General features: G+C 69.2%; 20 protein-coding genes. 5 read left to right on the top strand and 15 right to left on the bottom strand.

Going from position 1 to position 25,582, the window contains the following annotated elements; all coding sequences use genetic code 11:
* Nucleotides 1-84: 84 nt before the first annotated feature.
* From ASE10_RS07120 to ASE10_RS07105, 4 genes are read right to left on the bottom strand one after another with little or no spacing between them, the layout of a single operon-like run.
* Nucleotides 85-1,365, bottom strand: a complete 1,281-nt coding sequence (locus tag ASE10_RS07120) for a TRAP transporter large permease (RefSeq protein WP_055901887.1) — start codon at nt 1,363-1,365, stop codon at nt 85-87.
* Nucleotides 1,365-1,898, bottom strand: coding sequence for a TRAP transporter small permease (locus tag ASE10_RS07115; RefSeq protein ID WP_055902033.1), 534 nt, complete (start codon nt 1,896-1,898; stop codon nt 1,365-1,367). The genes ASE10_RS07120 and ASE10_RS07115 overlap by 1 nt, the downstream gene beginning before the upstream one ends.
* 25 nt (nt 1,899-1,923) lie before the next feature.
* Nucleotides 1,924-2,916 carry a TRAP transporter substrate-binding protein gene (locus ASE10_RS07110; RefSeq protein WP_055901884.1) on the bottom strand — a complete coding sequence of 331 codons (993 nt, stop codon included), beginning with the start codon at nt 2,914-2,916 and terminating at the stop codon, nt 1,924-1,926.
* Nucleotides 2,913-3,758, bottom strand: coding sequence for a hypothetical protein (locus ASE10_RS07105; RefSeq protein WP_055901881.1), 846 nt, complete (start codon nt 3,756-3,758; stop codon nt 2,913-2,915). The genes ASE10_RS07110 and ASE10_RS07105 overlap by 4 nt, the downstream gene beginning before the upstream one ends.
* A 105-nt stretch (nt 3,759-3,863) precedes the next feature.
* Between ASE10_RS07105 and ASE10_RS07100 the strand changes: the two genes are divergently transcribed.
* Nucleotides 3,864-5,234: a pectate lyase gene (locus ASE10_RS07100; RefSeq protein WP_056306081.1), complete on the top strand. Its 1,371-nt coding sequence runs from the start codon at nt 3,864-3,866 to the stop codon at nt 5,232-5,234.
* Nucleotides 5,235-5,259: 25 nt separating this feature from the next.
* On the opposite strand, the gene ASE10_RS07095 is transcribed toward ASE10_RS07100, so the two are convergent.
* From ASE10_RS07095 to ASE10_RS07080, 4 genes are all read right to left on the bottom strand, one after another.
* Entirely contained in the window at nt 5,260-6,030 is a 771-nt protein-coding gene (locus ASE10_RS07095) for a rhamnogalacturonan acetylesterase (RefSeq protein ID WP_056306080.1), read from the bottom strand.
* Nucleotides 6,031-6,044: 14 nt separating this feature from the next.
* Nucleotides 6,045-7,172: a pectinesterase family protein gene (locus ASE10_RS07090; protein ID WP_162255258.1), complete on the bottom strand. Its 1,128-nt coding sequence runs from the start codon at nt 7,170-7,172 to the stop codon at nt 6,045-6,047.
* The gene (locus ASE10_RS07085; RefSeq protein ID WP_056306078.1) at nt 7,169-8,509 is read right to left on the bottom strand and encodes a hypothetical protein; all 1,341 of its coding nucleotides are present in this window, start codon (nt 8,507-8,509) and stop codon (nt 7,169-7,171) included. Before ASE10_RS07085 ends, ASE10_RS07090 begins: the two co-directional genes overlap by 4 nt.
* A 234-nt stretch (nt 8,510-8,743) precedes the next feature.
* Nucleotides 8,744-11,566 carry a TonB-dependent receptor gene (locus ASE10_RS07080; RefSeq protein ID WP_056306076.1) on the bottom strand — a complete coding sequence of 941 codons (2,823 nt, stop codon included), beginning with the start codon at nt 11,564-11,566 and terminating at the stop codon, nt 8,744-8,746.
* 191 nt (nt 11,567-11,757) lie between these two features.
* On the opposite strand from ASE10_RS07080, the gene ASE10_RS07075 reads away from it, so the two are divergent.
* Nucleotides 11,758-12,777: a sugar kinase gene (locus ASE10_RS07075; protein ID WP_056306074.1), complete on the top strand. Its 1,020-nt coding sequence runs from the start codon at nt 11,758-11,760 to the stop codon at nt 12,775-12,777.
* Between the two features lie 105 nt (nt 12,778-12,882).
* On the opposite strand, the gene ASE10_RS07070 is transcribed toward ASE10_RS07075, so the two are convergent.
* From ASE10_RS07070 to ASE10_RS07045, 6 genes are all read right to left on the bottom strand, one after another.
* Complete coding sequence (locus ASE10_RS07070; RefSeq protein WP_056306750.1) at nt 12,883-13,554, bottom strand: XVIPCD domain-containing protein; 672 nt, start codon at nt 13,552-13,554, stop codon at nt 12,883-12,885.
* A gap of 351 nt (nt 13,555-13,905) precedes the next feature.
* A complete protein-coding gene (locus tag ASE10_RS07065; protein WP_055902024.1) occupies nt 13,906-14,667 on the bottom strand; it encodes an endonuclease/exonuclease/phosphatase family protein in 762 nt (253 codons plus the stop codon).
* 22 nt (nt 14,668-14,689) lie between these two features.
* Nucleotides 14,690-15,550 (bottom strand): thiol:disulfide interchange protein DsbA/DsbL, encoded by an 861-nt coding sequence (locus ASE10_RS07060; protein ID WP_055901851.1) that lies wholly within the window; start codon nt 15,548-15,550, stop codon nt 14,690-14,692.
* A gap of 147 nt (nt 15,551-15,697) precedes the next feature.
* Complete coding sequence (locus ASE10_RS07055; RefSeq protein ID WP_055901848.1) at nt 15,698-16,372, bottom strand: thiol:disulfide interchange protein DsbA/DsbL; 675 nt, start codon at nt 16,370-16,372, stop codon at nt 15,698-15,700.
* A gap of 156 nt (nt 16,373-16,528) precedes the next feature.
* Nucleotides 16,529-17,368, bottom strand: a complete 840-nt coding sequence (locus ASE10_RS07050; protein WP_055901845.1) for a thiol:disulfide interchange protein DsbA/DsbL — start codon at nt 17,366-17,368, stop codon at nt 16,529-16,531.
* Nucleotides 17,369-17,540: 172 nt separating this feature from the next.
* Nucleotides 17,541-18,419 carry a c-type cytochrome gene (locus ASE10_RS07045; protein WP_055901842.1) on the bottom strand — a complete coding sequence of 293 codons (879 nt, stop codon included), beginning with the start codon at nt 18,417-18,419 and terminating at the stop codon, nt 17,541-17,543.
* Between the two features lie 187 nt (nt 18,420-18,606).
* Here ASE10_RS07045 and yihA point away from each other — a divergent pair, with 187 nt between their 5' ends.
* Nucleotides 18,607-19,212, top strand: coding sequence for a ribosome biogenesis GTP-binding protein YihA/YsxC (gene yihA, locus ASE10_RS07040; RefSeq protein WP_056100786.1), 606 nt, complete (start codon nt 18,607-18,609; stop codon nt 19,210-19,212).
* Nucleotides 19,213-19,245: 33 nt separating this feature from the next.
* On the opposite strand, the gene ASE10_RS07035 is transcribed toward yihA, so the two are convergent.
* Nucleotides 19,246-20,865 (bottom strand): alpha-glucosidase family protein, encoded by a 1,620-nt coding sequence (locus ASE10_RS07035; protein WP_056306118.1) that lies wholly within the window; start codon nt 20,863-20,865, stop codon nt 19,246-19,248.
* A 356-nt stretch (nt 20,866-21,221) separates the two neighbouring features.
* Here ASE10_RS07035 and ASE10_RS07030 point away from each other — a divergent pair, with 356 nt between their 5' ends.
* Nucleotides 21,222-23,990 (top strand): TonB-dependent receptor, encoded by a 2,769-nt coding sequence (locus ASE10_RS07030; RefSeq protein WP_162255256.1) that lies wholly within the window; start codon nt 21,222-21,224, stop codon nt 23,988-23,990.
* 105 nt (nt 23,991-24,095) lie between these two features.
* Nucleotides 24,096-25,571 (top strand): MFS transporter, encoded by a 1,476-nt coding sequence (locus ASE10_RS07025; RefSeq protein ID WP_056306067.1) that lies wholly within the window; start codon nt 24,096-24,098, stop codon nt 25,569-25,571.
* Nucleotides 25,572-25,582: the final 11 nt, after the last annotated feature.

Genomic DNA, 25,582 nt, shown 5'->3' with positions numbered 1-25,582 from the left:
CGGCTCGAAGGCGGGGAACGGTCCGGTCAGGGACCGGTGCTGGTTCGATTCTAGCCGGGCATGTCCCCGGTGGACATCGTCAGCTTACTTCAGCAGCGCCGGCAGCCACAGCGACAGTTGCGGGACGAAAGTGACCACCAGCAGCACCGCCAGCGCGGCCAGCCAGAACGGCCAGATCGTGCGCAGGGTCTCGCCCATGCTGATCTTGCCGATCGCGGTGCCCACGAACAGCACCGAACCCAGCGGCGGCGAGATCAGGCTGATGCCGCCCTTGAGGACCAGGATCACGCCGAAGTGGATCGGGTCGACCCCGATCGCCTTGGCCAGCGGCAGGAAGATCGGCGTGCAGATGATGATCATCGGCGCCAGGTCCATGAAGGTGCCCAGCACCAGCAGGATCAGGATCATCAGCAACAGCAGCAGGTTCTTGTCGGTGGTCAGCGAGGTCAGCGCGTCGACCGCGGCCGTCGGCACCTGCAGGTAGGCCAGTAGCCAGCCGAACGAGGCCGCCGAGGCGATCACGAACAGGATCATGCCGGTGGTGCGCGCGGCGCCGGCGACGGTTTCGAGGAAATCGCGCCAGCGCAGGTTGCGGTAGACCAGCGCGGTCACCAGCAGCGCGTAGACCACGGCGATGGCCGCGCTTTCGACCGCGGTGAAGATGCCGGCGCGGATGCCGACGAAGATCAGCGCGACCAGCATCAGGCCCGGCAGCGCGGCGACGAAACGGCGAACCACGATGCCCAAGCCGGGGAAGGCCTCGACCGCGTAACCGCGGCGGCGCGCGATCACCCAGCAGGTCGCCATCAGGGTCACCGTCATCAACAGCGCTGGGATGATGCCGGCGGCGAACAGATCGGCGATCGAGATGCTGCCGCCGGCCGAGGCCGAATACAGGATCAGGTTATGCGAGGGCGGCACCAGCAGCGCGACCATCGACGCGGTCATGGTCACATTGACCGCGAAGTCGCGATCGAAACCGCGCTTGACCATCTGCGGGATCATCGCGCCGCCGATCGCCGAGACGTCGGCGATGGCCGAGCCCGACACGCCGCCGAAGAACAGCGAGGACAGCACGCTGACCTGGCCGAGGCCGCCGCGCAGGTGCCCGACCAGGGCCGAGGCCAGGCCGATCAGGCGTTCGGAGATGCCGCCGCGCAGCATGATCTCGCCGGCGAAGATGAACAACGGAATCGCGATCAGCGAGGCCGAGCCGGCACCGGCCGCGGTCTGCTGCACCACCACGATCGGCGGCAGGCCGATGTAGATCAGGGTCGCCAGCGCCGCCGAAGACAGCGCGTAGGCGACCGGCACGCCGACGATGAGCATCACGGCGAACACGCCGAACAGGATCGCGACTTCCATCATTCGCTCCGGGGACGATCGGTGAGCGGCGCGGTCAGGGCCGCGACCAGGCGTTGCAGCGCGAATACCGCCATCAGCGCGCCGCCCAGCGCCATCGGCGCATAGACCGCGCTCTGCGGCAGCGGTGCGCCGGCCATCGGCACGTCCAGCCCGTCCAGCAGCAGCTCGCCGCCCCACACCGCCAACACCGCACCGATGCTGGCGATCACCAGGTGGGAGAACGCCAGCAGCCAGCGCCGCAGGCGCGGCGGCGAGCGGTGGACCAGGATGAAGAAGCCGAAATGCGAGCCGCGGTGCACGCCCGCGGCGGCGCCGAAGCTCATCGCGGTGTTGAGCAGCAGCAAGGCCACCGGCTCGGTCCAGCCGGGCGAATCGTTGAGCACGTAGCGGGCGAACACCTGCAGCGCCTGCACGGCGACCATGCCGACCAGGGCGGTGCCGGCGACCGCGACCGCGAAGCCGGCGAGGCGGTCGAACGGGCCGTTCGGCGCGGCCTCGTCGTGTTCGAGGGCGCTGTCCGGAGCGAGGGCGATGGGAGCGTCTGCCAAGGGATCTGCCTCAGGCCAGGGAACGGATGCGGCGGTACAGGGTTTCGATCGCCGGGTCGCGGTGGTACTCGTCCAGCAGCGGCTGCACCGCGGCGCGGAACGCCGGCAGGTCGCAGTCGTTGATGCGCACGCCGCCTTCGATCACGGCCGCGCGCGCCAGCGCTTCGGACTCGTCCCACAGCCTGCGCATCACCGCGACCGAGCGCCGCGCGGTATCGCGCAGCAGTTCGCGGTCGTCCGGACGCAGCGCCTCGAAGCTGCGCCGCGACATCAGCAGCACGTCCGGCGCGTAGGAATGTTCGGTCTGCGACCAGAACCGCGCGGCTTCGAACTGGCGGCTGGAGTGGTAGCTGCGCAGGTTGTTCTCGGCGCCGTCGATCAGGTGCGTCTGCAGCGCCGAAAACACTTCGCCGTAGGCCAGCGGGGTCGGGTTGCCGCCCAGCAGCCGGATCATGCGCATGAAGATGTCCGAGGCCGGCACCCTGAACTTGAGGCCGTGCATGTCGGCCGGGCCGTGGATCGGCCGGCGTACGTTGTAGAAGCAGCGCGCGCCGCAGTCGTAGATCGCCAGGCCGACCAGTTCGCGGCGGTCGAAATCGCGCAGCACCGCCGCGCCGACTTCGCCGTCCAGGGCGCGGCGCAGATGCGCGACCGAGTCGAACACATACGGCAGCGACAGCGCCTGGGTCAGCGGGAACGCGTTGTTGAGCGCGCCGCTGTAGACGCGGGTGATGTCGATGGCGCCGAAGCGCGCCATGTCGATGGCTTCGGACTCGCGGCCGAGCTGGCCGGAGTGGTACAGGCGCAGGCGCAGGCGGCCGCCGCTGGCGCGTTCGATCTCGCGGCCGATCCACTGCACCGCGGCCACGGTCGGGTAGTCCTTGACGTGCACGTCGGTGGCGGTGAGCAGGCGGCTGCCGTCGTCGGCGCGCAGAGCGGCCGGCGCCGCGGCGAGCGCGCAGGCGGCGCCCAGGCCCCGGATCGCATCGCGGCGACTGGTCATGCGGCGTTCTCCGGTTGCGGATCCACGCTGGCGGCGCGCACCGTTTCGCAGTGCAGGCGGCCCCAGCGGCCGAACGAGATCATCGCGCTTTGTCCGGCCAGGATGTCGTGGATGCCGGTGGCCGCGCCGGTGGTCACCCACATGCCGGCCTTGAGCGGATAGCCGCGCTGCGCGCAGCGCGACAGGGCGAAGGCCAGCGCCGCGAGCAGGCCGCCGGCGATCGATCCGGCGCCGCCGTGGCCGACCGAGCGCCCGTCGATGAAGGTTTCGCAGCGCAGCTCGGCGTCGGCGAGGTCGCGCCAGCCCGGAATCTCGGGGCCGACGATCAGGCCGGCGTTGTTGCCGAAGTCCGAGACCACGATCGGCGGGCCGAGCAGGTTGATGTCCGGCAAGGGGCTGCCGGCCAGCTCGATCCCGATCGCCAGGACGTCGACCAGGGCGGCGGCGTCTTCGTGGCTGTACTCGGTGCGCTCGGGCGGGGCGTCGGCGCCGAGCCGAAACACGAACTCGGCCTCGACCGCGGCGAAACCGCCGCCGATGGCCGCGAACCGGCCAGGATGTCCACCGGTTGCCAGTTGCACCGCGTCGGCGAAGATCGGCCCGACCAGACGCTCCTCGCCCAGCCGGCGCTCCCAGGCGTCCGGGATGCGGCCGACCTTCCAGCCCGCGATCGGTTGTCCCCACAGCGCGATCGCCCGGTCCTGCACGGCATAGCCCTCGTCCAGGGTGCGCGGCAGCGTGCCCGGATAGTCCGGCAGCGCCTGCGCGGCGCGGCGCGCCGCGACCAGGCGCCGCGCGATCGCGCTGTCTTCGCCGCCATCTTCGATGGTCGATGTATCCATGCCGGATCGGATCCCCTGCAGCGTTTCCTCGTCGGAAGTGTTGTATAGGAAACCGGTGTCATTGACAATCCGGGCCTACACTCGGGCGCCGGAGGGGACAGATCGATGATCCAGTTGCAGGGGCAAAAACGTGGTGGGGCGGGCGCCGGTGGTCGCGGACGCAGGCTGCGCTGGCTGGCCGGCGCGCTGCTGGGCCTGGCCGCGCTGGCACCGGCAATCGCCGCCGAGGCGCCGGTGCCGGCGTTCCCGGGCGCCCAGGGCTGGGCCGCGCACACGCCCGGCGGGCGCGGCGGCCGCATCCTGCGCGTGACCACGCTGGCCGCGTCGGGGCCGGGCTCGTTCGCCGAGGCGGTCGCGGCCAAGGGCCCGCGCATCGTCGTATTCGAAGTCGGCGGCGTGATCGACCTGGATCGCCAGGAGGTCCGCATCACCGAGCCCTACCTCACCGTCGCCGGCCAGACCGCGCCGCAGCCGGGCGTCACCTTCATCCGCGGCGGCCTGATCGTCGCGACCCACGACGTGGTCGTGCGGCATATCCGCGTGCGTCCCGGCGAAGCCGGCGCGGGCAAGAGGGCCGGCCTGGATTTCGACGCCATCACCACCGTGCGCGGCGCCCGCGATGTGATCGTCGATCACTGCTCGCTGACCTGGGCCACCGACGAGAACCTGTCGGCCTCGAGCACGCGCTTCTTCGGCGAGAGCGAAAAGGACTGGATGGAGAACGCCTCGCGCCGGATCACCTTCAGCCACAACCTGATCGCCGAGGGCCTGGCCAACGCCACCCACGCCAAGGGCGAGCACTCCAAGGGCTCGCTGATCCACGACCACGTCAACGAGGTGCTGATCGTCGGCAACCTCTACGCGCACAATTACGAACGCAACCCGCTGTTCAAGGGCGGCGCGCGCGGCCAGGTCATCAACAACCTGATCTACGACCCCGGCCAGCGCGCCGTGCACTACAACCTGATCGCGGAGGAATGGCTGGGCCATCCGTACTCGACCGGCCAGATGGTCGCGCGCGGCAACGTGATGCGCGCCGGGCCGTCGACGCAGGAACTGGCGTTCTTCATGGTCGGCGGTTCGGGGGACGTCGAGCTCTACGCCGAAGACAACCTCGTCGTCGACCGCCTCGGCCGGCCGCTGCCGCAGCAGGGCCGCTACACCACCGCGCCGGTTCGGGTGATCGAAAGCGCCCAGGCGCCGCCGTTGCCGTTCGGGGTGACGCTGCTGCCGTCCGCGCAGGTCCAGGACGCGGTGGTCGCGCAAGCCGGCGCGCGGCCCTGGGACCGCGACGATATCGACCGCCGCATCCTCGCCGACACCATCGAGGGCCGCGGCAAGATCATCGACAGCGAAAGCGAAGTCGGCGGCTATCCCAAGCAGGCGCCGACCCAGCAGGCGTTCGTGCCGGAGGATTGGGACCTGGCGACCATGGAACCGCTGAAGCCGCTGCCGCGGCGTGCGCCGCTGAAGTGAGTTGCGTGCGATGCCGGCGCGACGCTCAGCGCGCCGCGTCGTCGTCGCGCAGCAGTTTCGCCAGCGCCAGGTCCGAGCCGCGCAGGGCGGACGCGAATTCGATCGCGATCCGGCGCGCGCCGGCCGGCGAGAAATGGGTGTTGTCGGTCACCCCGTTCGGATAGTTCGGATGCTCGCCCGGCGCCAGTTGCAGGAACAGCCGCCGCGAGCCATCGACGCCGGCTTCCTGCAGCAGCGCCTGGCTGCGGCGCTCCAGATCGATCAGGGCCACGCGCTCGCGCGCCGCCAGCGCTCGCACCCGGCCCGGATACTCGCCGTGGCTGTCCTGGACCCGGCCCTGCTCGTCGTAGCGGCGCCGCGATACCGGCGTCAGCAGGATCGGCGTGGCGCCGCGTGCGCGCACATCGGCGACGAAACCTGCGAGGTTGCGTTCGTAGTCGGCCAGCGGCGTGTAACGGTCGGGCTTCTCGACCGATTGGTCGTTGTGGCCGAACTGGATCAGCACCCAGTCGCCGGCGTGCAGGCCATCCAGCAGCGCCTGCCAGCGGCCTTCTTCGATGAAGCTGCGGGTACTGCGGCCGTTCTTCGCATGATTGACCACGCGCACCGTGCCGGGCCGGAAGCGCGCGGTCAGGTGCTCGCCCCAACCGGTTTCCGGGCGCTTCTCGGCAAGTTTCTCGGCCATGGTCGAATCGCCGGCGAGGTGGATCGCGGCGGCTGGCGCGCGCGCGCCGGCGAAGCTCGCCGCCGTGGCCAGGCTCAGGCACAGCAACAGCAGGTAAGGCCAGCGGCGCATACGTATCCTCGCGGTCAAAGTTCGGGTTGCCAGCCGCCCAGCACCAGATCGCGGCGATGGCGCGCGACCGCGGCGCGGTCGAGCCGGCGCCGGCCGGGCGTGCGCGCCGCGCCGGGGCCGCGGCTGTCGTGTTCGTACAGGCGCGCCGCTTCCGGCGCCAGCATGGCGCGGCTGCCATCGCGCGCCGTGTAGCCCATCGCGTCCCAGCCGCGCGGATCGATGTGCGCGTCCATCCAGCACGACAGATACACCGCCGCGCCGACCGCGTCGGGATCGCCGTACTTGCCGTCGGCGAACGTGCGCCCGGGCCGCCAGGCGCGTCCGAGCGCGACGCTGGCATCGGGCACCTCGGCGTCGCGAGTGAGGCGGCAGCGCAGGAAGCTGAGCCCGTAGGTTTGCGCGCTGGGCGTGCACGGCACCGCCACGTAGCCCTGGCGCTCCTTGCCCGGCCGGTAGCGCGAATGCAGTTCGCAATCCTCGAACAGCGCATCGCCGCCGCCGAACACGAAATCGACGCTGCCGGCGATGCGGCAACGCCGGAACAGGCTGCGGCCGGCGTCGGCGAACAAGGTGTCCTGGTGCCCGTGCAGATCGACTTCGTGCAGCACGCTGCGCTCGGCGCCGCGGTCCAGCATCAGCGCCACCGCCTGCGCGCCGTTGGGGCCGATCGGCTCGAAGCGCGGCGCGCTGAGGTTGCCGACGTAGTCGAATGCGTTCTCGATGCGCAGGCGTTCGGCGCGGAAGTCCGGCGCGCGCACGATCACGCTGGCGCAGCCCCAGGTGCCCCAGGCTTCGCCGTCGGGCCGCGCCATGCCGGCCGCGGCGTCGTAGCTGAGCACGCTGCCGGCGCGGTCCTCGCCGATCAGATGGATGTTGGGCTTGTCGATCAGCAGCTTCTCGCGCCATACGCCGCGCCCGATCAGGATCCGGTACGGGCGCCGGCCATCGCGCGGCGCCGCATCGATCGCGGCCTGCACCGATCCGAACGCCGGCGCGTCGCCACGGCCGGCGCCGCTTGCGACCACCGCGTCGAAGCCGGCGCCGGCCTGGGAGTCCGCGGCGCGCGCGCTGGCGGCGAGGGCGGCGGACGCCAGCGCCGCCTGCAGGAAGCGGCGCCGGCTGCGCGTGGCGCCGTCGATCACCGCGACGGACCCGCGCCGATCAGCACCGGGGTCGGCACCAGCCAGGTCGGATCGATCCGGCGGTACAGCGTCGGCGTCCATTCCACCGTGCCGCTCAGGCTGTCGCCGTTGGCGGCATTGAACGCGGCGACCGGGTCGACCGCGCGGCCGTTGTGCAAGGTGCCGGCGGCCTGCAGGCGCGTGCCGTTGAGGCGCTGGATGAACAGTTCCGGCGTCAAGGCGCGATCGGTCAGGAAATGGTTGTTCTGCGCGAATATCTGCGACTCGATGCCGGCGCCCCAACTGTAGGCGTAGCGGTCGGCTCCGGCGCGATCGGCGCTGTAGAGATTGTTGTAGACGTGCACCTGTCCGTAACGCACGCGCGGCACGCGCTGGCCGAGGTTGTGGAAATGATTGTGGTGCAGGGTCAGCCGCAGCTTGCCGCGATCGGCGACCGCGCTGTCCGAAGAGCCCACCAGCATCGCCTTGTCGTGCTCGCTGAAGCGGTTCCAGGAAACCGTCACCAGATCCGATTCGTTGGTCACGTCGACCAGGCCGTCGTGGATCTGGTAGATCCGGCCGAAGTAGTTCGGCAGGGTCGCGTCGTCGGTCGCCGCGTCCTTGAACTCGTTGTGGTCGATCCAGACATGGGTGGCGTTGCGCACCGAGATCGCGTCGTACTGCGAGTTCCAGTTGCCGGTGGCGCCGTCGGTCGGCGACCACTGCGGGAAGCAGTCGTAGGTGTCTTCGAAACGCAGATTGCGCACGATCACGTTCATCGGCTGGTTGCCGCTGGTGCTGCCGGGACGTATGTCGAACCAGGCGCCGCGCACGCGCGCGTCGCGGCCGACGCCGACCAGCGTGGTGTTGGCCGGAATCCGGATCCGCACGCGCGCCTGCTGCGCGGCGACCGAGGCCAGGCGCGCGCGCTCGAGCGGGCCGCTGGGATTGACGCGTCCCCAGGTCGCCGGATCGTAGGCGGCCAGGAAGGCCTCGAGCGTGTACGGGGTCGCGGTCTGCGGATCGGGGCGCGCGTAGTCGGCGCAGCTTAGCGGCTGCCCGCCGGCGTCGACATTGGCGTCGATGGTGCCGACGATGCGGACGATCTTCGGCGTCGGGTCCGGAAACGCGAGCGCGGCGACCAGTTCGTTGCGGTCGTGCACCTCGTGCACGCGGTCCTCGGCGGCGGCCGAACCGCCGGTGGTGCCCTGCGGCAGCGCGGCGGTGGCCAGCGAGGCCCAGCCGTCGTTGGCGGGCAAGGTCTCGCGGTCGATGTCGCGGGCATGGCCGGCCTGCGCGGCCGTGGACAGCATTGCCAGCGCGATGCCGGCGCACAGGACGATTTTCGCGGCGTTCATTGCGGGGAGCTCCTTGTCGTGGTGCAGTCGATGGACGACGAACACGGAAGGCGCGCGTGGGCGGCGGCGTTGCGATCGGATCGCCGGGCGATGCCTGCGCTGTCTGGATTCGTCGGGACTGTTGCAGTGACCCGTACTGCCTGCAGCGCCGGAGGTTCGGCCGGCGCGGATGCGAAACCGCCGAAGCCGGCCGCGTCGCATCCGCGCGCGGCCGGCACGATCGTCAATGCGCGATCACAGCTTGTAGCGGATGCCGAGGAAGTACTGGCGGCCGGTGTGGTGGTAGACCGAGGCACGGTCGCCCAGCGAATCCACCCACTGGTCGTTGTACTCGTCGGTGAGGTTCAGCCCTTCCAGGGTCAGCTCGATGCGGTCGTTGAGCTTCCACGAAGCCGACATGTCGATGGTGGTGGTGGCCTTGGTGCCTTCGACGTCGTTGTTGTTGCGGCCCGGCACCGTGGTCAGGTAGTCGTCGCGGTAGGCCGCCGAGACGCGCGCGCCGAAGCGCTCGCCTTCGTAGTAGAGCGTGGCGTTGTAGGCGTTCTTGGACAGGCCGGTCAGGTCGGTCCGCAGCGAGGACGCGCCGGTCGAAGTCACGTACTGGATCTTCGATTCGACGTAGGTGTAGTTGAGCTGCACGCCGAAGTCCTGCCAGAAGCCTTCCGGCAGGAAGGTGAAGGGCTGCTGGTAGCTCAGTTCGAAACCCTGCAGGCTGCCGCCGGGCGTGTTGACCGGAATGTTGAACTGGAAGTCGTCGGTGGGCGAAGCGCCGGTACCGGCGAGCAGGCTGTCGGGCAGGCCGGAGGTGTTGTACGGGCGGGTTTCGCGCGAGGTCTGCACGAAGGTGCTGATGTCCTTGTAGAACAGGCCCAGGCCGAGCAGGGCCTCGTCGGCGAAGTACCACTCCAGGCTCAGGTCGTAGGTCTTGGCGCGGAACGGTTCCAGCAGCGGATTGCCGCCGTTGACCGTGCGCGCGCCGCCGCTGACGTTGACGGTGACGCCGGGCGTGAGGTTGCCCAGGCCGGGACGCGACATCACCTTGGCGGCGCCGAAGCGGACCAGGAAATCCGGCGTCAGGTCTGCGACCAGGTTCAACGAGGGCAGGGTGTCGTCGTAAGTGCGCTGCACCGTGGTTCGCACCGGCACGCCGCCGACGATGGCGTAGCCGGTCGAGGTTTGCTTGGTGTCGACCTGGCGCACGCCGATGTTGCCGCTGATCGGGATCGAACCGAGCTGGGTGTTGAAGTCGCCCTGCAGGTAGAAGCCCTGGTCGCGTTCGGTGACGCTGCGGTTGTTGCCAAGCACGCCGGCGATCTTGTCGCTGACGGTGAAGGTGCCGGTGTTGCCGTAGATATTGAACACGCGGTTGAAGGCGTCGATGTCGGGAATCAGCCAGACCGAATCGTTGCCGGCGCCGGTGCGGGTGTTCTCCAGGCCGATCAGCGAGGTCAGGTCGGCAAGGCTGGTGCCGGCCGGCAGCCCGGGCACCGCCAGCTCGGACGCGCGCCGGAACTCGCGGCTCTCGAAGGTGTATTCCTTGAACTGCGCGCCGCCCTTGAGCTTGAAGGCCGGCGCCAGGTCCCAGGCGAAATCGAGTTGGGCGGTGTCGTAGGTGTTGGTGGCGAACTGCGGGCGCAGGCGGATCTCGGAGATGCCGTTGACGAAGGTCCACTGGCTGGGATCGGTGACGTCGAAGCCATTGTCGATCACCGGCAGGCGATCGTTGCCGCGATAGTCGTAGCTGTAGCCTTGCACGTTCTGGCGGTCGAGCGTGATCGTGGTCTGGATCGGGTTCTCGAACTCGGACTTGGCGCGGCCGACCTGGGCGTGCAGCTTGAAGTCGTCGGTGAGCTCGTGGTCGCCGTAGAAACTGAACTGGGTGAACTTGGTGCTGAGTTCGTCGTAGCGCGCTTCCGAGCGCACATCGACGTTGTTGAAGCGGCCGTAGACCAGGTTGCCGTTGCCGTCGACCTGGCCGTCCAGCACCACCGTCTGCGGCTTGCCGGTGCCGGTGCGGCTGAATGACACCGCCTCGATGAAGTTCTCGGTGCGGGTGGCGTCGAACTTGGCGTACAGCAGATCCAGGCCGATGTCGGTGCGGTCGCTGACCTTCCATTGCAGCGCGCCGGTCACGCCCAGGCGCTGCTGGTCGTGTTCGAGCACGCCGTAGCGCGGAATGCGCGGGTGGAACACGCCGGCGCCGCGCGCGGCGCTGAACGGCGAAGCCGCGCTGAAGCCGCCGCTGCTCGGGCCGTTGTCCCAGCGCACCGTGCTGTGGCCTTCCTCGACCAGGCGCCGGTCGGTGTAGGCGACCGAGAGCAGAGCGCCGAAGCGGCCGTCGCCCCAGGTGTTGCTGATCAAGGCCGAAGCGCGCGGGTCGGTGTCGCCGGACAGATCGTTGTAGCCGAGCTGGCCGCCGGCGACGAAGGTGAAACCGTCGTAGTCGAACGGGCGCGCGGTCTGCAGGTCGACGGTGGCGCCGAGCGAACCTTCCTCGACTTCGGCCGACGCGGTCTTGCGCACCTTCAGGCTGTTGAACAGTTCCGAGGCGAACACGTTGAAGTCGAAACCGCGGCCGCGGTTGGCGCCGCCGGAACTGTCGGTGCCGCCGGTGGTGGTCAGCGCCTCCATGCCGTTGATGCGCACGCGGGTGAAGTCCGGGCCCAGGCCGCGCACCGAGATCTGCCGGCCTTCGCCGGCGTCGCGGGCGATCGACACGCCGGGAATGCGCTGCAGCGATTCGGCCAGGTTGAGGTCGGGGAAGTCGGCGATGTCCTCGGCGACGATGGCGTCGACCACCCCGGTCTCGCCGCGCTTGATGTCCAGCGCGCGTTCCAGGCTGCCGCGGAAGCCGGTCACGGTGACGGTTTCCAGGTCCTTGGCCGGTTCGGACGCGGCCGGCGCCGCGTCCGCGCTGTTCTGCTCGGCGGCCGCCGCTGTGGCCGGCGCCGCGGTCTGCTGCGCGAACCCCACCGCCGGCGCCATTTGCAGGGCCAGGGCGATGGCGCCTGCAAGAACGGTAACCGGTGTCTTTTTTGCCGCGCGTTGCGATTGCATCTGGATCCCCTCCCAAAGTGGTCCGACGGCTGTATAGCGCTTGTTGACTAGCCTGCAGCGCTTGCTATGGTGTCTCGGGCGGTCGAATGACACCGCTGGTCAAAACCCTAGCAAAAGCTCGGGCCAACATCATGCTGCGGTGCGCAATCGGGTATTCAGGGGACCGGCGGGGCCGGCGCGGAGAGGGTGGAATGAGTCAACGCATAGTGTGTTTCGGGGAGCTGCTGCTGCGCTTGGGCGCCCCCGGCCATGAGCGCCTGCTGCAATCGCCGGCGTTGCAGGTCCACGTCGGCGGCGCCGAAGCCAACGTCGCCGTGGCCCTGGCCCGCTACGGTCACGAGGCGGCCGTGATCGGCCGGGTCGCCGATAACGCCCTGGGCGCTGCGGCGGTGGCCGAACTGCGCCGGCATGGGGTCGATACCCGCGCCGTGCGGCCCGCGCCGGGTCGCATGGGCCTGTACTTCCTGGAGACGGGCGCCGGCCATCGGCCCAGCAGCGTGCTCTACGACCGCGCCGACTCGGCCTTCGCGCGCGCCGGCGCCGATGCCTACGACTGGCCGGCCCTGCTGGAGGGCGCGGCCTGGCTGCATCTGTCGGGCGTGACCCCGGCGCTGGGTCCGGTCACGGCCCAGGCCGCGATCGCCGCCGCCCAGGCCGCGCGCCGCGCCGGCGTGCGGGTGAGCTTCGACGGCAATTTCCGCAGCAAGCTCTGGCAGGCCTGGAGCGGCGACGCCGCGGCGATCCTGCGCGAGCTGATGGCGCAGGCCGAACTGATCTTCGCCGATCATCGCGACTTCGCGGTCGTGCTCGGCTTCGAAACCGATGCGGCGAGCGCCGAGCAGCGCTTCGCCGACGCCGCGCGGGCCGCGTTCGCCGCGTTCCCGCAGCTGCAGCGCGTGGCCAGCACGGTGCGCGTGCAGCACAGCGTCGACCGTCAGTCGTTGTCGGCGCTGTCGCTGCATCGCGACGGCGCCGCCGCGCAGACGCCGGTATGCGAACTGAGCGCGATCGTCGACCGCATCGGCAGCGGCGACGCGTTCGCGGCCGGCGTGCTGCACGGGCTGATCTCGGGCATGGACGACGCGCACAGCCTGCAGTTCGGTTGGGGCGCGGCCTGTCTCAAGCACGCCGTGCCCGGCGACTTCGGCTGGTCGGACGCCGAGGAAGTCGCCGCCTTCGTCGCCCAGGACGGCTATCACGTCAGGCGTTGAGGCGACGCTCGCTCAGAGCAGCGCGTGATGAAGTTGGGACACAAAGCGCTCCTGACCACCCCTTGCGGGGCGGTGCGGCTGAGGCCGGGCTGAAGGAAATGCGGCTTAGACGGTACGAACCGATTGGGCTCGGGTCTGTTCTTTGCTTTGCTGATCCTGCGTCAGCGTCAGCTGCTGATTGACCGCAGCTAGCTGCTGGAATGACTTTTCGACCGGGATCTGAGCTGCGACCTCGGTATTAACCTGCGCGCGCTTGTGTGCAGGGTCTGCCAGTTCGCCTTGCACGGCGAAAAGATCCGTGCCGGCCGGCGTGCTGCGGCCGGCGACGACATGGTTGACCTGCTCCAGCCCTGCTTGCCGCGAGTTCAAGAGTAGCGCCGCTGTGGTGCGCTCGGCGGTCTCGTTGAGCGGAAGTCCCTGTTGAGCGAACACACGTTCGATACCGGCGTGGAGGCTGCTATGCATCGAGTGGTTCGGATGGTTGGGATGACGCGGATCGATGGCGCGTTGCTCCGACGCAGGCAATGCGCCGTGCGCGTTCTTGAACGGGCTCTCGGCGGGTCTATCGGGAAGCAGCCTGCCGATCTCGTCAGCCACGCCCTTAGCACCGCGCAGGCTTGAAGCGCCGACAGAAATCCCGCCGCGAATATTCTCGACGTCGCCCCTGTACTTGTCGAACATGGGCCGGTGCTTGTCGGCAAGTTCGCGTGCGTGCGGCTGCGAAAGTATCGATCGGTCTGGCTGGCCGTTGCCATCGACATCAAGAAAATGATGCATCCCTAGTGCAATCTGTTCGGGCTACAGCGGCGTCATACGCACTGGGTCGATGGACTCAACGTAACGCTGCGATTTCAAGTAAGTCAACGACATTTTTTTGGCAACGCATCTGGTTGCGCTATATGTGCTCAGTGTTTATGCGGTAAATGACTAAATGATGTGGATCAATTGCACGCGCCTTGGTAGGCGTGGGCTAGAAAGTCGAAATAATCGCCCAGTAAGCAAGCGCCGACACGATTCGACGAACGCAGGCGAAATGCGAATGCGTACGGAATCGTGTGCGGCGGAACAGCCGCATGTCTGCGCAGGCGGATGCTGTGCAGAGGCTCGAATTGAAGAGGTCCCGCCCGCTTAGAGCAGCGCGTGATCCGGAACTTCGAGTTCCAGCGACAGCGCCAGGTGATCGGACAGCGCGGCCGGCACGGCGCGTGCGGACGTACAGCTCAGGCCGTCGCCGATCAGGATGTGGTCGATCGCCCTTTGCGGGCGCCAGCTCGGGAAGGTCGGCAGCGCGGACTGCGGCGGCTGCAGGCGGGTGCGCTGGAACAGGGTGCGCATTTCCGGCTGATCGACCGAGCAGTTGAAGTCGCCCATCAGCACCGCGTGCGGGTGGTCGTGCAGCAGTTCGGCGATGAAGGCCAGCTGCGAGGCGCGCGAGGCCGCGCCCAGCGACAGATGCGCGACGGCGACGGTCAGGGCGTCGTCGTCGTCGCCGAAGTGCGCCATCAGCACGCCGCGGCCCTTGACCCGGCCGGGCAGCGGATGGTCGATGACTTCGCGCGGTTCGAGCTTGCTCAGCAGGCCGTTGGCGCTGGAGGCGACGCTGCCGACGCGGCGGTTGGGCTGGTGGCTCCAGTAGTCGAAGCCGGCGCGCTGGGCCAGGTAGTGGGTCTGGTTGGTGAAGCCCGAACGCAGGCTGCCCGGGTCGCTTTCGTTGAGGCCGACGATGTCGTGCTCGCCGGCCAGCTGGGCGATGGTGTCGAGGCTGCCGCGCTTGTTGCCGGCGGGCAGCACGTGCGACCAGCTGCGGGTCGCGTAGTCGCTGTAGCGGCGCGTGCTGGACCCGGCCTGGATGTTGGCGCTGAGCAGACGCAGTCGTCTGCGCGTATCCATGCCGGCCGGGTCCATACGACGATTACTGCGCGGCGGCTGCGGCCGGGCCGGTGGCCGGAGCGCTGCCCTCGGCGGCCGGAGCGGCGCCGCCGGTGCGCGCGGCGCGTTCCTGCGCGACCAGGTGGTCGGTGATGCGCAGCATGTCCTCGAAGTTCTTGCCGATCACGCGGTACTTGCCGTCGACCACGATGTTGGGCGTGGACTCGACGCCGCTGCGGGTCAGGAAGGCCTCGGCGCGCTTGAGCTTGGCGTCGATCGCGAAGCTGGCGTAGGTGCTTTCGAACTGCTGCTTGTTGGCGCCGAACTTGGCGTAGAACTCGGCGAAGTCGACCGGCTTGACGCCGTTGACCGGCAGGCTGCGCTCCAGGTGCACGGCGCGGAACATCGCGTCGTGGGTGCGGCCGACCAGGCCCATCGACTCGGCGGTGTAGAACGCCTTGGCGTAGGGCACCCAGTAGCCGCCGAACGGCGCGGCGACCGGGACGAAGTTGACGTCGGCGGTCTGCTTGGCGCGCCAGGAGTTGACCAGCGGCTCGAACTCGGCGCAGTGCGGGCAGGTGTAGCCGAACACTTCGACCACTTCGATCTTGCCGGTGCCCGGCGCGTACGGCGTGCCGCCCGGGATCTCGACGTAGTCGGTGCCGGCGACCGGGGCCGGGCCGGTCGGCGCGGTGGCGACGGCGGCGGGCGTGATCACGGTCTCGGGCGCGGCTTCCTGGGTCGGCGTCGGCGCCGCGTTGGCGGGCGCGGCTTCGCTGCTCGGCGCGGCGGCGGTTTCGGCGGAGGGAGCGGCGGCTTCCTGCTGCTGGGTGCAGGCGGCCAGCGCGAACAGGGCGGCGAACAGGACGGGGTAACGGTGCGGCTGGGCCAGGCGCAGGGTCATGGATCGAATCTCCACAAAACGGTCGGATCGGATTGGCGGCGCGCAGACGGCAGTGCCGTCGCGACGCCGGGGAATGCGTCGGCCGTCAGGATAACGGCCGACGCGCTGAACACGGAGTGTAGGCGCGACCGGGGCGGCCGCGCCGGCTCAACGCGCCTTGCCGGCCGCGCGCTCGCGCGCGACCAACTGGTCGACGATGCGCAGGCTCTCTTCGAAGCTGCGGCCGGCGACCCGGTACTTGCCGTTGACCACGAACATCGGCGTGGCGTCGACCCCGCTGCGGGTGATGAAGTCGCGTGCGCGCTCGAGCTGGTCCTCGATGCCCTTGCTCTCCATGGTCGCGGCGAACTTCTCGGCATCGGCGCCGTAGCGTGCGTAGAAGTTGGCGATTTCCTGCGGCGAGGCGTTGTTGATCGGCAGGCTGCGCTCTTCGTGCAGGGCATTGAACACCGCCTCGTGGGTCTTGCCGGTCAGGCCCATGGCCTGGGCGGTGTAGTAGGCCTTGGCGTAGGGCTGCCAATAGCCGCCGAACGGCGCCGCCACCGCGACGAAGTTCACGTCCTTGGGCTGCTTGGCCTTCCAGGCGGCGATCAACGGCTGGGCGTGGGCACAGTGCGGGCAGGTGTAGCCGAACACTTCGACCACCTCGATCCTGCCGCGCACCGGCGCGTAGGGGCGGCCGTCGTCGATCACGAAGTAGTCGCGGTCCGCTTCCAGTGCCGGGGCGGCGGTCTTGCCGGCGGCCGACGCGGCCAGCGGCAGCAGCGCGCTCAGGGCCAGGGCGGCGAGGGTCGGGAGCAGGCGGAACGGGCGTGGGGTCATCGCAGGGTCTCGCGGCGATCGGATCGGGGGCGGTGAGGACCGCATTGGGGGGCGTCCGGACAAAAAAAGACGCCGGCGTTAAGCATAACGGCCGGCGTCTCGAACCAGGAGTATCGGATGTGACCGGCGTCGCGCGCGGAAGTTCCGTGGCCGGGCTTAGCGCGCAGCGGCGGCGGCCGGCATGCGCGCGGCTCGTTCCTGTGCGATCAAAACGTCGGCAATGCGCAGCATGTCCTCGAAACTGCTGCCGATCACCCGGTATTTTCCGTTAACGACCAGGGTTGGGGTCTGCTCGACGCCGCTGCGCATCATGAACTGCTTGCCGCGATTGACCCGGGTCACGGTGGCGAAGCTGTTCATGGCGGCCACGAACTGCTGCGGGTCGGCACCGTAGCGGCCGTAGAAGCGGCCGATCGCCGCATCGTCGGGCTTGTCGCCTTCGCCGGGCATGCTCTGTTCGAGGTGAATGGCGCGGATCAGGGCGTCGTGGCTGCGCGCGACCAGGCCCATCGAGTCGGACACGTAATAGGCGCGGGCGTAGGGCTCCCACTCCGGGCCGAACGGCGCCGGCACGTAGGTGAAATGCACGTCCGCGGCCTGCTTGGCCTTCCAGGCGTTGACCAGGGGCTGGAACTGGGCGCAGGCCGGGCAGACGTAGCCGAACACCTCGACGACCTCGATCTTGCCGGGCACCGGCGCGAACGGCTGGCCGCCGTCGATGGCCGCGTAGTCCTTGCCGGCGACCAGGCCCTGGGAGGCGGCGGCCGGTGGCGCTGCCGCTGCTGGAGCCGCGGCCGGTGTCGCCGCAGCAGGCGTCGCCGCGGCGGGTTCGGCGCCTGCGGCGACCGCGGGCTCGCCTTCGACGGCGGGTTCGGCGGCGACGAGGGCGCTGGCGGCGGGATCGGCGGGCGTGGCGCTGTCGGCGGGCGCGGACGGCTTACAGGCGCTCAGCGCCAGCAATGCGATCAGCAGCGGAGCGAGACGGATGGGCGGCATGGTCGGCTCGGGTCGTGGCCGGCCCGGGGCGGGCCGTTTCGGCGCCCACGATAAAAGAAATCGCGAAAGGAAATCGCGGGCGCAGGATCGCCGCGCCCGCGCAAACGAAAACGCCGGCCACGGGGCCGGCGTTTCGTGGCGATTGCGCGGAACGGGCCGCGCGCCGCGGGTCTCAGGCGCCGGTGGCCGGCTTGGCCGGAGCGGCGTCCTTGGCAGGCGCCGCCGGAGCGGGCGCGGCCGGAGCCGGTGCCGGAGCCGCGGCGGGCGCAGCGACGGCCGGAGCCGGCGCATCGGCGGCGGCGAAGTCGTCGGCGCGCTCGTGCAGGCCCTGCAGGTAGCTGGACAGCGAGCCGATTTCCTCGTCGGTGAGGTTCTTGGCCACGGCCGCCATCACGTTGAACAGGTGCGGATCGCGCTGGGTGGTGGTGCCGGCGCGGTATTCCTCGAGGCGGCGCTGGGCATAGGCGGCCTGCTGGCCGGCCACGTGCGGGTAGGCCGGGCCGGGGTTGCCGGCGCCGCCGGGACCGTGGCAGGCCATGCACGCCGGAATGCCGCGCGCCTTGTCGCCGGCCATGAACAACTGCTGGCCGACCTCGAAGAACTTCTTGTCCTTGTTCGGACCCGACGCGATCACGGTGTCGTCGGCCACGCCGGCGCCGGACTTCTGGGTCGCGAAGTAAGCGCCCAGGTCGCGGGCGTCCTGCGCGGTCAGCGCATCGGCGTAGGGCTTCATCGCCGCGGCCATGCCGGTGTTGCGCTCGCCGCTCTTGAACAGGGCGATCTGGTGGGCGATGTAGCGTTCGCTCTGGCCGGCCAGGCGCGGGTACTGCGGATCGGTCGGATTGCCGTCCAGGCCATGGCAGGCCGCGCAGGTGCCGGCCTTGGTGGCGCCCGCCTTGACGTCGCCCCAGCTGGCCGGCTTCTCGACCAGCGGCGCGGCCTGGACCGGCTCCTTGTCGGGGATCGGCGTGATCGTGGGCTGGGCGTAGGCGACGGCGACGGCCGCCATAACGGTCAGACCGACGATGCCTAGGACGCGGGCTTGGCTCATGTAGCTGGGCTCCGAAACACTGGGATGGCGGGCCGCGATGCGGTCGCCGGAACCTCGGAATTATCGTCGCGGGGGCAGGGCCGGTCAACGCGAATCGCTGTCCGCGGGCCGCGCGGCCTGCGTTTTCGGGCCTGCGACGCGCTCCGCGGCGGGCGTTTCGCACCGTCGCCGTGCGATCCTAGCGCCCATGGCCAATCCTCTCGCCCGTGCCCGCTACCTGTTGGCGGCGCACACGCCCAAGCAACTCCCGCCCGACGGCGGCTTCGAAGTCGCCTTCGCCGGCCGCTCCAATGCCGGCAAGTCCAGCGCCCTCAACGCCATGTGCCAGCAGAACGCGCTGGCGCGGGTGTCCAAGACGCCCGGCCGCACCCAGCAGCTGGTCTTCTTCGACATTCCGCCCAGCACCGACCGCTACCTGGTCGACCTGCCCGGCTACGGCTACGCCAAGGTCCCGCAGGACCTGCAGGCGCACTGGCAGGCCTTCATCGACCAGTATTTCCAGACTCGGCAGGCGCTGCGCGGCCTGGTCGTGGTCATGGACATCCGCCATCCGCTCAAGGACTACGACCGCCAGATGCTCGGCTACGCGGTTTCGCGCGGCCTGCCGGCGCACGCCTTGCTGACCAAGGCCGACAAGTTCGGCCGCGGCCAGCAGTCGCAGGCCTTGCTGGCGGTGCGCAAGGACCTGTTCGCCGCCTACGGCAATTCGGTCAGCGTGCAGACCTTCTCCGGCGAGTCCAAGCAGGGCGTCGACGAAGCGCGCGCGGTGGTCGGCGGTTGGCTGGAGCTGTAGTCGCCCGGCGCGATCGCGCCGGGTGGGGCCTGCCTAGCCAGCGCGCCGCGCGACGTAGGCGCCGTGCGCCGGAAGGCGCAGGCGCTGGCCATCCCATTCGCCCTCGACCAGACCGTGGCCCTGCAGCGGCTGCCAGCCTTCGTGCGCGTCCAGCGCCATCTCCTGCGGCTGCGCCGACAGGTTGAACACCAGCAGCAATTCCTCGTCGCCGAGCCGGCGCGTGAATGCCAGCAAGGGTTCGGCGACCTCGCGGAACGCGATCTCGCCCAAGCGCAGCGTCGGCTGGCGCCGGCGCCAGGCCAGGAAGCGGCGGAAACCGTGCAGCGGCGACTGCGGGTCGGCCTCCTGCAGGCTCACCGAGCGAGCGCGGTGGCTGTCGGGAATCGGCAGCCACGGCGTGCCGTCGCTGAAACCGGCGCCGGCGCTGTCGTCCCAGGGCATGGGCGTGCGGCAGCCGTCGCGGCCCTTGAAACTGGGCCAGAACGCGATGCCGTAGGGGTCGCGCAGCGCTTCGAACGGCACTTCGGCTTCCGGCAGACCCAGCTCCTCGCCCTGGTACACGCAGACCGAGCCGCGCAGCGAACAGGCCAGCGCGCTGAGCTGGGTGGCGTAGTGCGCCGGCTCGCCGCCTTCGCCCCAGCGGCTGACCACGCGCTGCACGTCGTGATTGGAGATCGCCCAGCACGGCCAGCCTTCGCGCATCTGCGCTTCCAGCGTCCGCACCGTGGCGCGGATGTAGGCCGCGCTATGGTCCTGGGTCAGCAGCTCGAAGCTGTAGCCCATGTGCAGGCGTCCGTCGCGGGTGTACTCGCCCATGGTCGCCAGCGAATCTTCGGACGAGATCTCGCCCAGCGCCGCCGCGCCCGGATAGCGGTCCAGCAGCGCGCGCAGCTCGGCCAGAAAGGCCAGGTTCTCCGGCTGGGTGTTGTTGTGATGGTGGTACTGGAAGGCGTAGGGATTGTCGGGGCTGAAGCCGCGGCCGACGCGCCGTTCCTTGGGCTTGGGCGGGTTGTCGCGCAGCAGCGCGTCGTGGAAGCAGAAGTTGATCGCGTCCAGGCGCAGGCCGTCGACGCCGCGGTCCAGCCAGAAGCGCACGCTGTCCAGCACCGCCGCGCGCACCTGCGGGTTGTGGAAATTGAGGTCGGGCTGCGCGGCGAGGAAGTTGTGCAGGTAGTACTGGCCGCGCCGCGGTTCCCACTTCCAGGCCACCCCGCCGAACAGCGACAGCCAGTTGTTCGGCGGCGTGCCGTCCTCGCGCGCGTCGGCCCACACGTACCAGTCGGCCTTGGGATTGTCGCGGCTGGCGCGGCTTTCCTTGAACCAGGCGTGCTCGGCCGAGGTATGGCTGAGCACCTGGTCGATCATCACCTTCAGGCCCAGGCCGTGCGCCTTGGCCAGCAGCGCGTCGAAGTCGTCCAGGCTGCCGAACAGCGGATCGACCTCGCGGTAGTCGGCGATGTCGTAGCCGAAGTCGGCCATCGGCGACTTGAAGAACGGCGAGATCCAGATCGCGTCCACGCCCAGTCCGGCGACGTAGTCGAGCTTGTCGATGATGCCGCGCAGGTCGCCGACGCCGTCGCCGTTGTCGTCGCGGAAGCTGCGCGGGTAGATCTGGTAGATCACCGCGCCGCGCCACCACTGGGCCGCGCGCATCGTCGCGCTGCCTTGCGTATCGCCGAGCGCGACGCCGGTGTGGACCGATTCGTTCAAAGCCACCTCGAATGGATGCGGGCGGCGCGCCTGCGTCGCCGCGGAGTGCTGGCGAGCTTACCGGCAGGCGCCGCGCCTGCGCGCGCCTGCATACGTATTCACTGCGATGCTGCATTGCAGCGCCGCGCATGAATGCGACATCGATGCGCATGCAAGGCCATGAATACGTATGCAAGGTGCGCTGCAAGGCGATCGGCCTGCCTAAGATTGGCCGCACCGCCGGAGCGACGCGACCGGCGAACGAAGCGGCGCGGCGCCATCGGCGCAGCCGCACACGAAACAAGCTTCTGGGAGGGGGCATGTTGAAATTGAAGTCGGCTTCGTTGAAGCCCAATCTGTTGACCGTCGCGCTGGCCTCGCTGGGTTTGTGCAGTCCCTGGACCGCATGGGCGGCTGGACAGGACGCCACGGCGCCCACCGCCGACCCGGCGCCGGCCAACCAGGCGCACGAAATCGAAGCGGTCACCGTCACCGGCAACCGCCGCGAACAGTCGATCCAGAAATACTCCGGTTCGATCCAGGCCTTCACCGGCGACGAGCTCGACAAGCTCGCCATCAACGCCGACATTCGCAACCTGCAGAACGTGGTGCCGGCGCTGCAGATCACCAAGCAGGAAGGCAAGTACGAGATGTACCTGCGCGGCATCGGCGCATCGGATTCGGACTTCTCCTCCGATCCCGCGGTGGCGACCTATTACAACGGCATCTACCTGCCGCGCCCGCGCTCGATCGGGCCGATGTTCTTCGACGTCGAGCGCGTGGAAGTGCACAAGGGCCCACAGGGCACGGTGCGCGGCCGCAACGCCGCCGCCGGTTCGATCAACGTGATCTCCAAGCGTCCCGAGTTCGACGCCTTCAACGGCAACCTCAAGATCGGCGCCGGCAATTACGACTTCCGCACCTACGAAGGCGTGCTCAACGTCCCGTTCGGCGAGACCTTCGCCGCTCGTCTGGCCCTGTTCAACGAGTCGCGCGACTCCTACATCAGCAACGGCTATCCCTTCGATCTGGAAGGCCCCGGCGCCATCGACAACTCGGCCGCGCGCCTGAGCCTGCTGTGGGAGCCCAACGAGAACTTCACAGCCTTCGTCATGATGGACAAGGTCAAGGAGGAGGGCACAGGCGATCCGGGCATGTTCACCGAGCGCGCGCAGGCGCGCGGGATCGACATCGACGACCTCGACGATCCGTTCCGCCAGTACTTCCGCACCCAGGGCGAGACCACGAACGATATCGAAGGCATCTCCGGTACTTTCACCTACCGCTTCGACGATGCCTTCGCGGTCGAGTTCAGCACGGCCTACCGCAAATACGACTTCTACAACCGCAACGCTTCGCGCGAGTGGCAGCTGGGCCCGGTGTACCCGGGCAGCGAGGTCGAGGCCTACCACAACCCCGAACGCCTGCGGTGGAACGACACCTTCATGCAGGCCGACAAATCCAGCACGGCCATCAACGAGCTGCGCTTCTTCGGCGACACCGGCCGCCTGATCTGGTCGGCGGGCGTGTTCAACTACCAGGAGAAGTACGACTACGTGTCCTGGGACGTCGGCAACGGCTACTGGGGCGACTGCGAATGGTTCGCGCCGGGCACCACCTGCGGCTGGCAGGACGGCCTGGGCGGCGAGAACCGCGGCGACGGCTCCAAGGTGCGTTCCAATGCCGTGTACGGCGACTTCACCTTCTCGGTCAACGACGACCTGCGCCTGCTCGCCGGCCTGCGCTACACCAAGGACAAGAAGACCGCGCGCGAGCGCCACGTGAAGTACCAGTTCGTGGTGCCCGACGCGCTGTTCCAGCAGTTCTTCGGCACCGCGCCCAATACCGGCACCAATCCGTGGACCACCGGCCTGACCCTGCTCTCGCCGGGCTTCCGCCTGCGCGATCCGGGCGCGCGCATGCCGGCGCCGACGGTGTGCACCAACAACGACTGGACCCCGGCCGCCACCGCCGGCTGCAACAACGGTCTGGACTACTTCCTCGACGGCTTCCAGAGCCTGGGCTACCAGGACAACTGGGACGAGTTCCTGAACCGCTACCGCGACCAGATCGATGTGATCATGCGCTCGGACTACGGCCCCAGCGCGACCAACGTCAGCGTCTACGAAGACGATTACCTCGACTGGCGCGTCGGCGCCGAGTACGACCTCGCCGACAACCAGATGCTCTACGCCACCGTGTCCACCGGTACGCGCTCGGGCGGCCTCAACCGGCCCATGACCCTGGCCGACGGCCGCGTGCTGTCGATCCAGTTCAAGCCCGAGCAGCTCACCTCCTACGAAGTCGGCTACAAGAGCGACGTCCACTGGGGCGAGATGCCGGTGCGCTTCAATGCCGCCCTGTTCTATTACGACTACCAGGACAAGGTGCTGCAGAACATGATCGACGTGCCGGCACCGACGCCGGACAATCCGAACGCGGTCACGCGCCAGGTGCTCAACGACAACGCCGCCAACGCCAGCGTGCTGGGCCTGGAGTTCGAGGGCCGCTTCGGCTTCGAGCACGGCCTCAGCCTGGGCTACAACTTCACCTACCTGGACACCGAGTTCAAAGACTCGGACGTGCTCGACACGCGTTCCAACCTGATCGTGCCGCTGGACGGCAACCGCCTGCCCAACACCTCGAAGTACAACCTCAACCTCAATCTGTCGCAGAACATGGGCGTGGATTGGGGCGCGGTCAGCTCCTTCGACTGGACGATCAGCCTGGCCTACCGGTCCGACTACTACCTGACCGCATACAACAGCCGCGGCTTCGGGCTCGACGCCAACGGCAACGTGATCGAGATCCCGCTGTCGCAGATGTCCTTCAACAACGGCTCCAACCCGGCCGGCGCCGGGCCCGCCGCCAACGGCCTGGCCATGAACGACAAGGTCGACGGCTATACCACGCTCAACCTGTCGGCCGGCCTCAACTTCGGCCAGGACGAGCGCTTCCGCGTCGACGCCTTCGTCTCCAACCTCACCGACGAGGCGTATTCGGGCAAGGGCTTCATCAACAACTCGGTCAACATCCGCTACCTCAACACGCCACGGATGTTCGGGCTGCGCTTCGCCTCGAAGTTCTGACCGACGCCGCCGCAAGCCCGGCCGCCCTTCCCGTCGCACGGGCAGGGCGGTTACGGTGGCGGCGCACGAGCCATGACGGCCCCGATCCATGACGGCCCCGATCCGATGACGACCAAACCGACGCTGTCGTTCTGGCAGATCTGGAACATGTGCTTCGGCTTTCTCGGCATCCAGTTCGGCTTCGCCCTGCAGAACGCCAACGTCAGCCGCATCTTCCAGACCCTGGGCGCCAGCATGGAGGCGATCCCGGTGCTGTGGATCGCCGCGCCGCTGACCGGCCTGATCGTGCAACCCATCGTCGGCTACCTGTCCGACCGCACCTGGACCCGGCTCGGCCGGCGCCGTCCCTACTTCCTGATCGGCGCGGTGCTGGCCACGCTGGCGCTGTTCGCGATGCCCAACTCGCCGACGCTGTGGATCGCGGCCGGCCTGCTGTGGGTGCTGGACGCATCCATCAACATCTCGATGGAGCCGTTCCGCGCCTTCGTCGGCGACCAGTTGCCGACCTCGCAGCGCGCCGGCGGCTATGCGATGCAGAGCTTCTTCATCGGCGTGGGTTCGGTGATCGCCAGCGCGCTGCCTTACGCGCTCGCCCATTTCGGCGTCGGCAACACCGCCGCGCCCGGCGCCGTGCCCGACACCGTGCGCTATGCGTTCTACTTCGGCGGCGCGGTGCTGCTGTTGTCGGTGGGCTGGACCGTGCTGCGCACGCGCGAGTACCCGCCGGAGACGCTGCGCGCGCACGACACCGCGCCGCGCCCGCCGCAGCGCGCGCTCGACGTCGCGCGCGCGCGCCGCCACGGCCTGGCCTGGCTGGTCGTGGGCATCGCGGGCGCCGGCGCGGTGCGGCGGTTCGGCTTCGATCCGCAGCTCTACATACTCGCCGGCCTGCTCGCCGGCTACGGCCTGGCGCTGGTGGCGGTCGGCCTGGTGCGGCGCGACCGCGCCTTCGCCCACATCATCGGCGACCTGCACGGCATGCCGGCGGAAATGCGCAAGCTCGCGGTGGTGCAGTTCTTCTCCTGGTTCGCCTTGTTCGCGATGTGGATCTACACCACGGCCGCGGTCACCCAGGTCCATTACGGCAGCAGCGATCCGTCCTCGGCGGCCTACAACGAAGGCGCCAACTGGGTCGGCGTGCTGTTCGCGGCCTACAACGGCTTCGCCGCGCTCGCGGCGATCGCGATCCCGTGGATGGTGCGCCGCCTGGGCCTGCGCCTGAGCCATCTGGTCAATGTCGGTCTCGGCGGCCTGGGCCTGCTGTCGTTCCTGCTGATTCGCGATCCGCAGTGGCTGCTGCTGTCGATGGTCGGCGTCGGCTTCGCCTGGGCCTCGATCCTGTCGCTGCCCTATGCCTTGCTGTCAGACAGCGTGCCGGCGGAGAAGATGGGCGTGTTCATGGGCATCTTCAATTTCTTCATCGTGATTCCGCAGCTGGTCGCGGCCAGCCTGCTGGGATTCCTGCTCAAGACCTGGTTCGGCGGCCAGCCCATGCAGGCCTTGGCGATCGGCGGCGTGAGCCTGATCGTGTCGGGCCTGTGCGTGTTGCGGGTGCGCGAGCCGGCGGTGCGCGCGCCATGAAAGCCTGGTTC

The organism is Lysobacter sp. Root76 (assembly GCF_001428685.1).
Lineage (GTDB): Bacteria > Pseudomonadota > Gammaproteobacteria > Xanthomonadales > Xanthomonadaceae > Lysobacter.
This window is presented reverse-complemented; position numbering and strand designations above follow the sequence as displayed.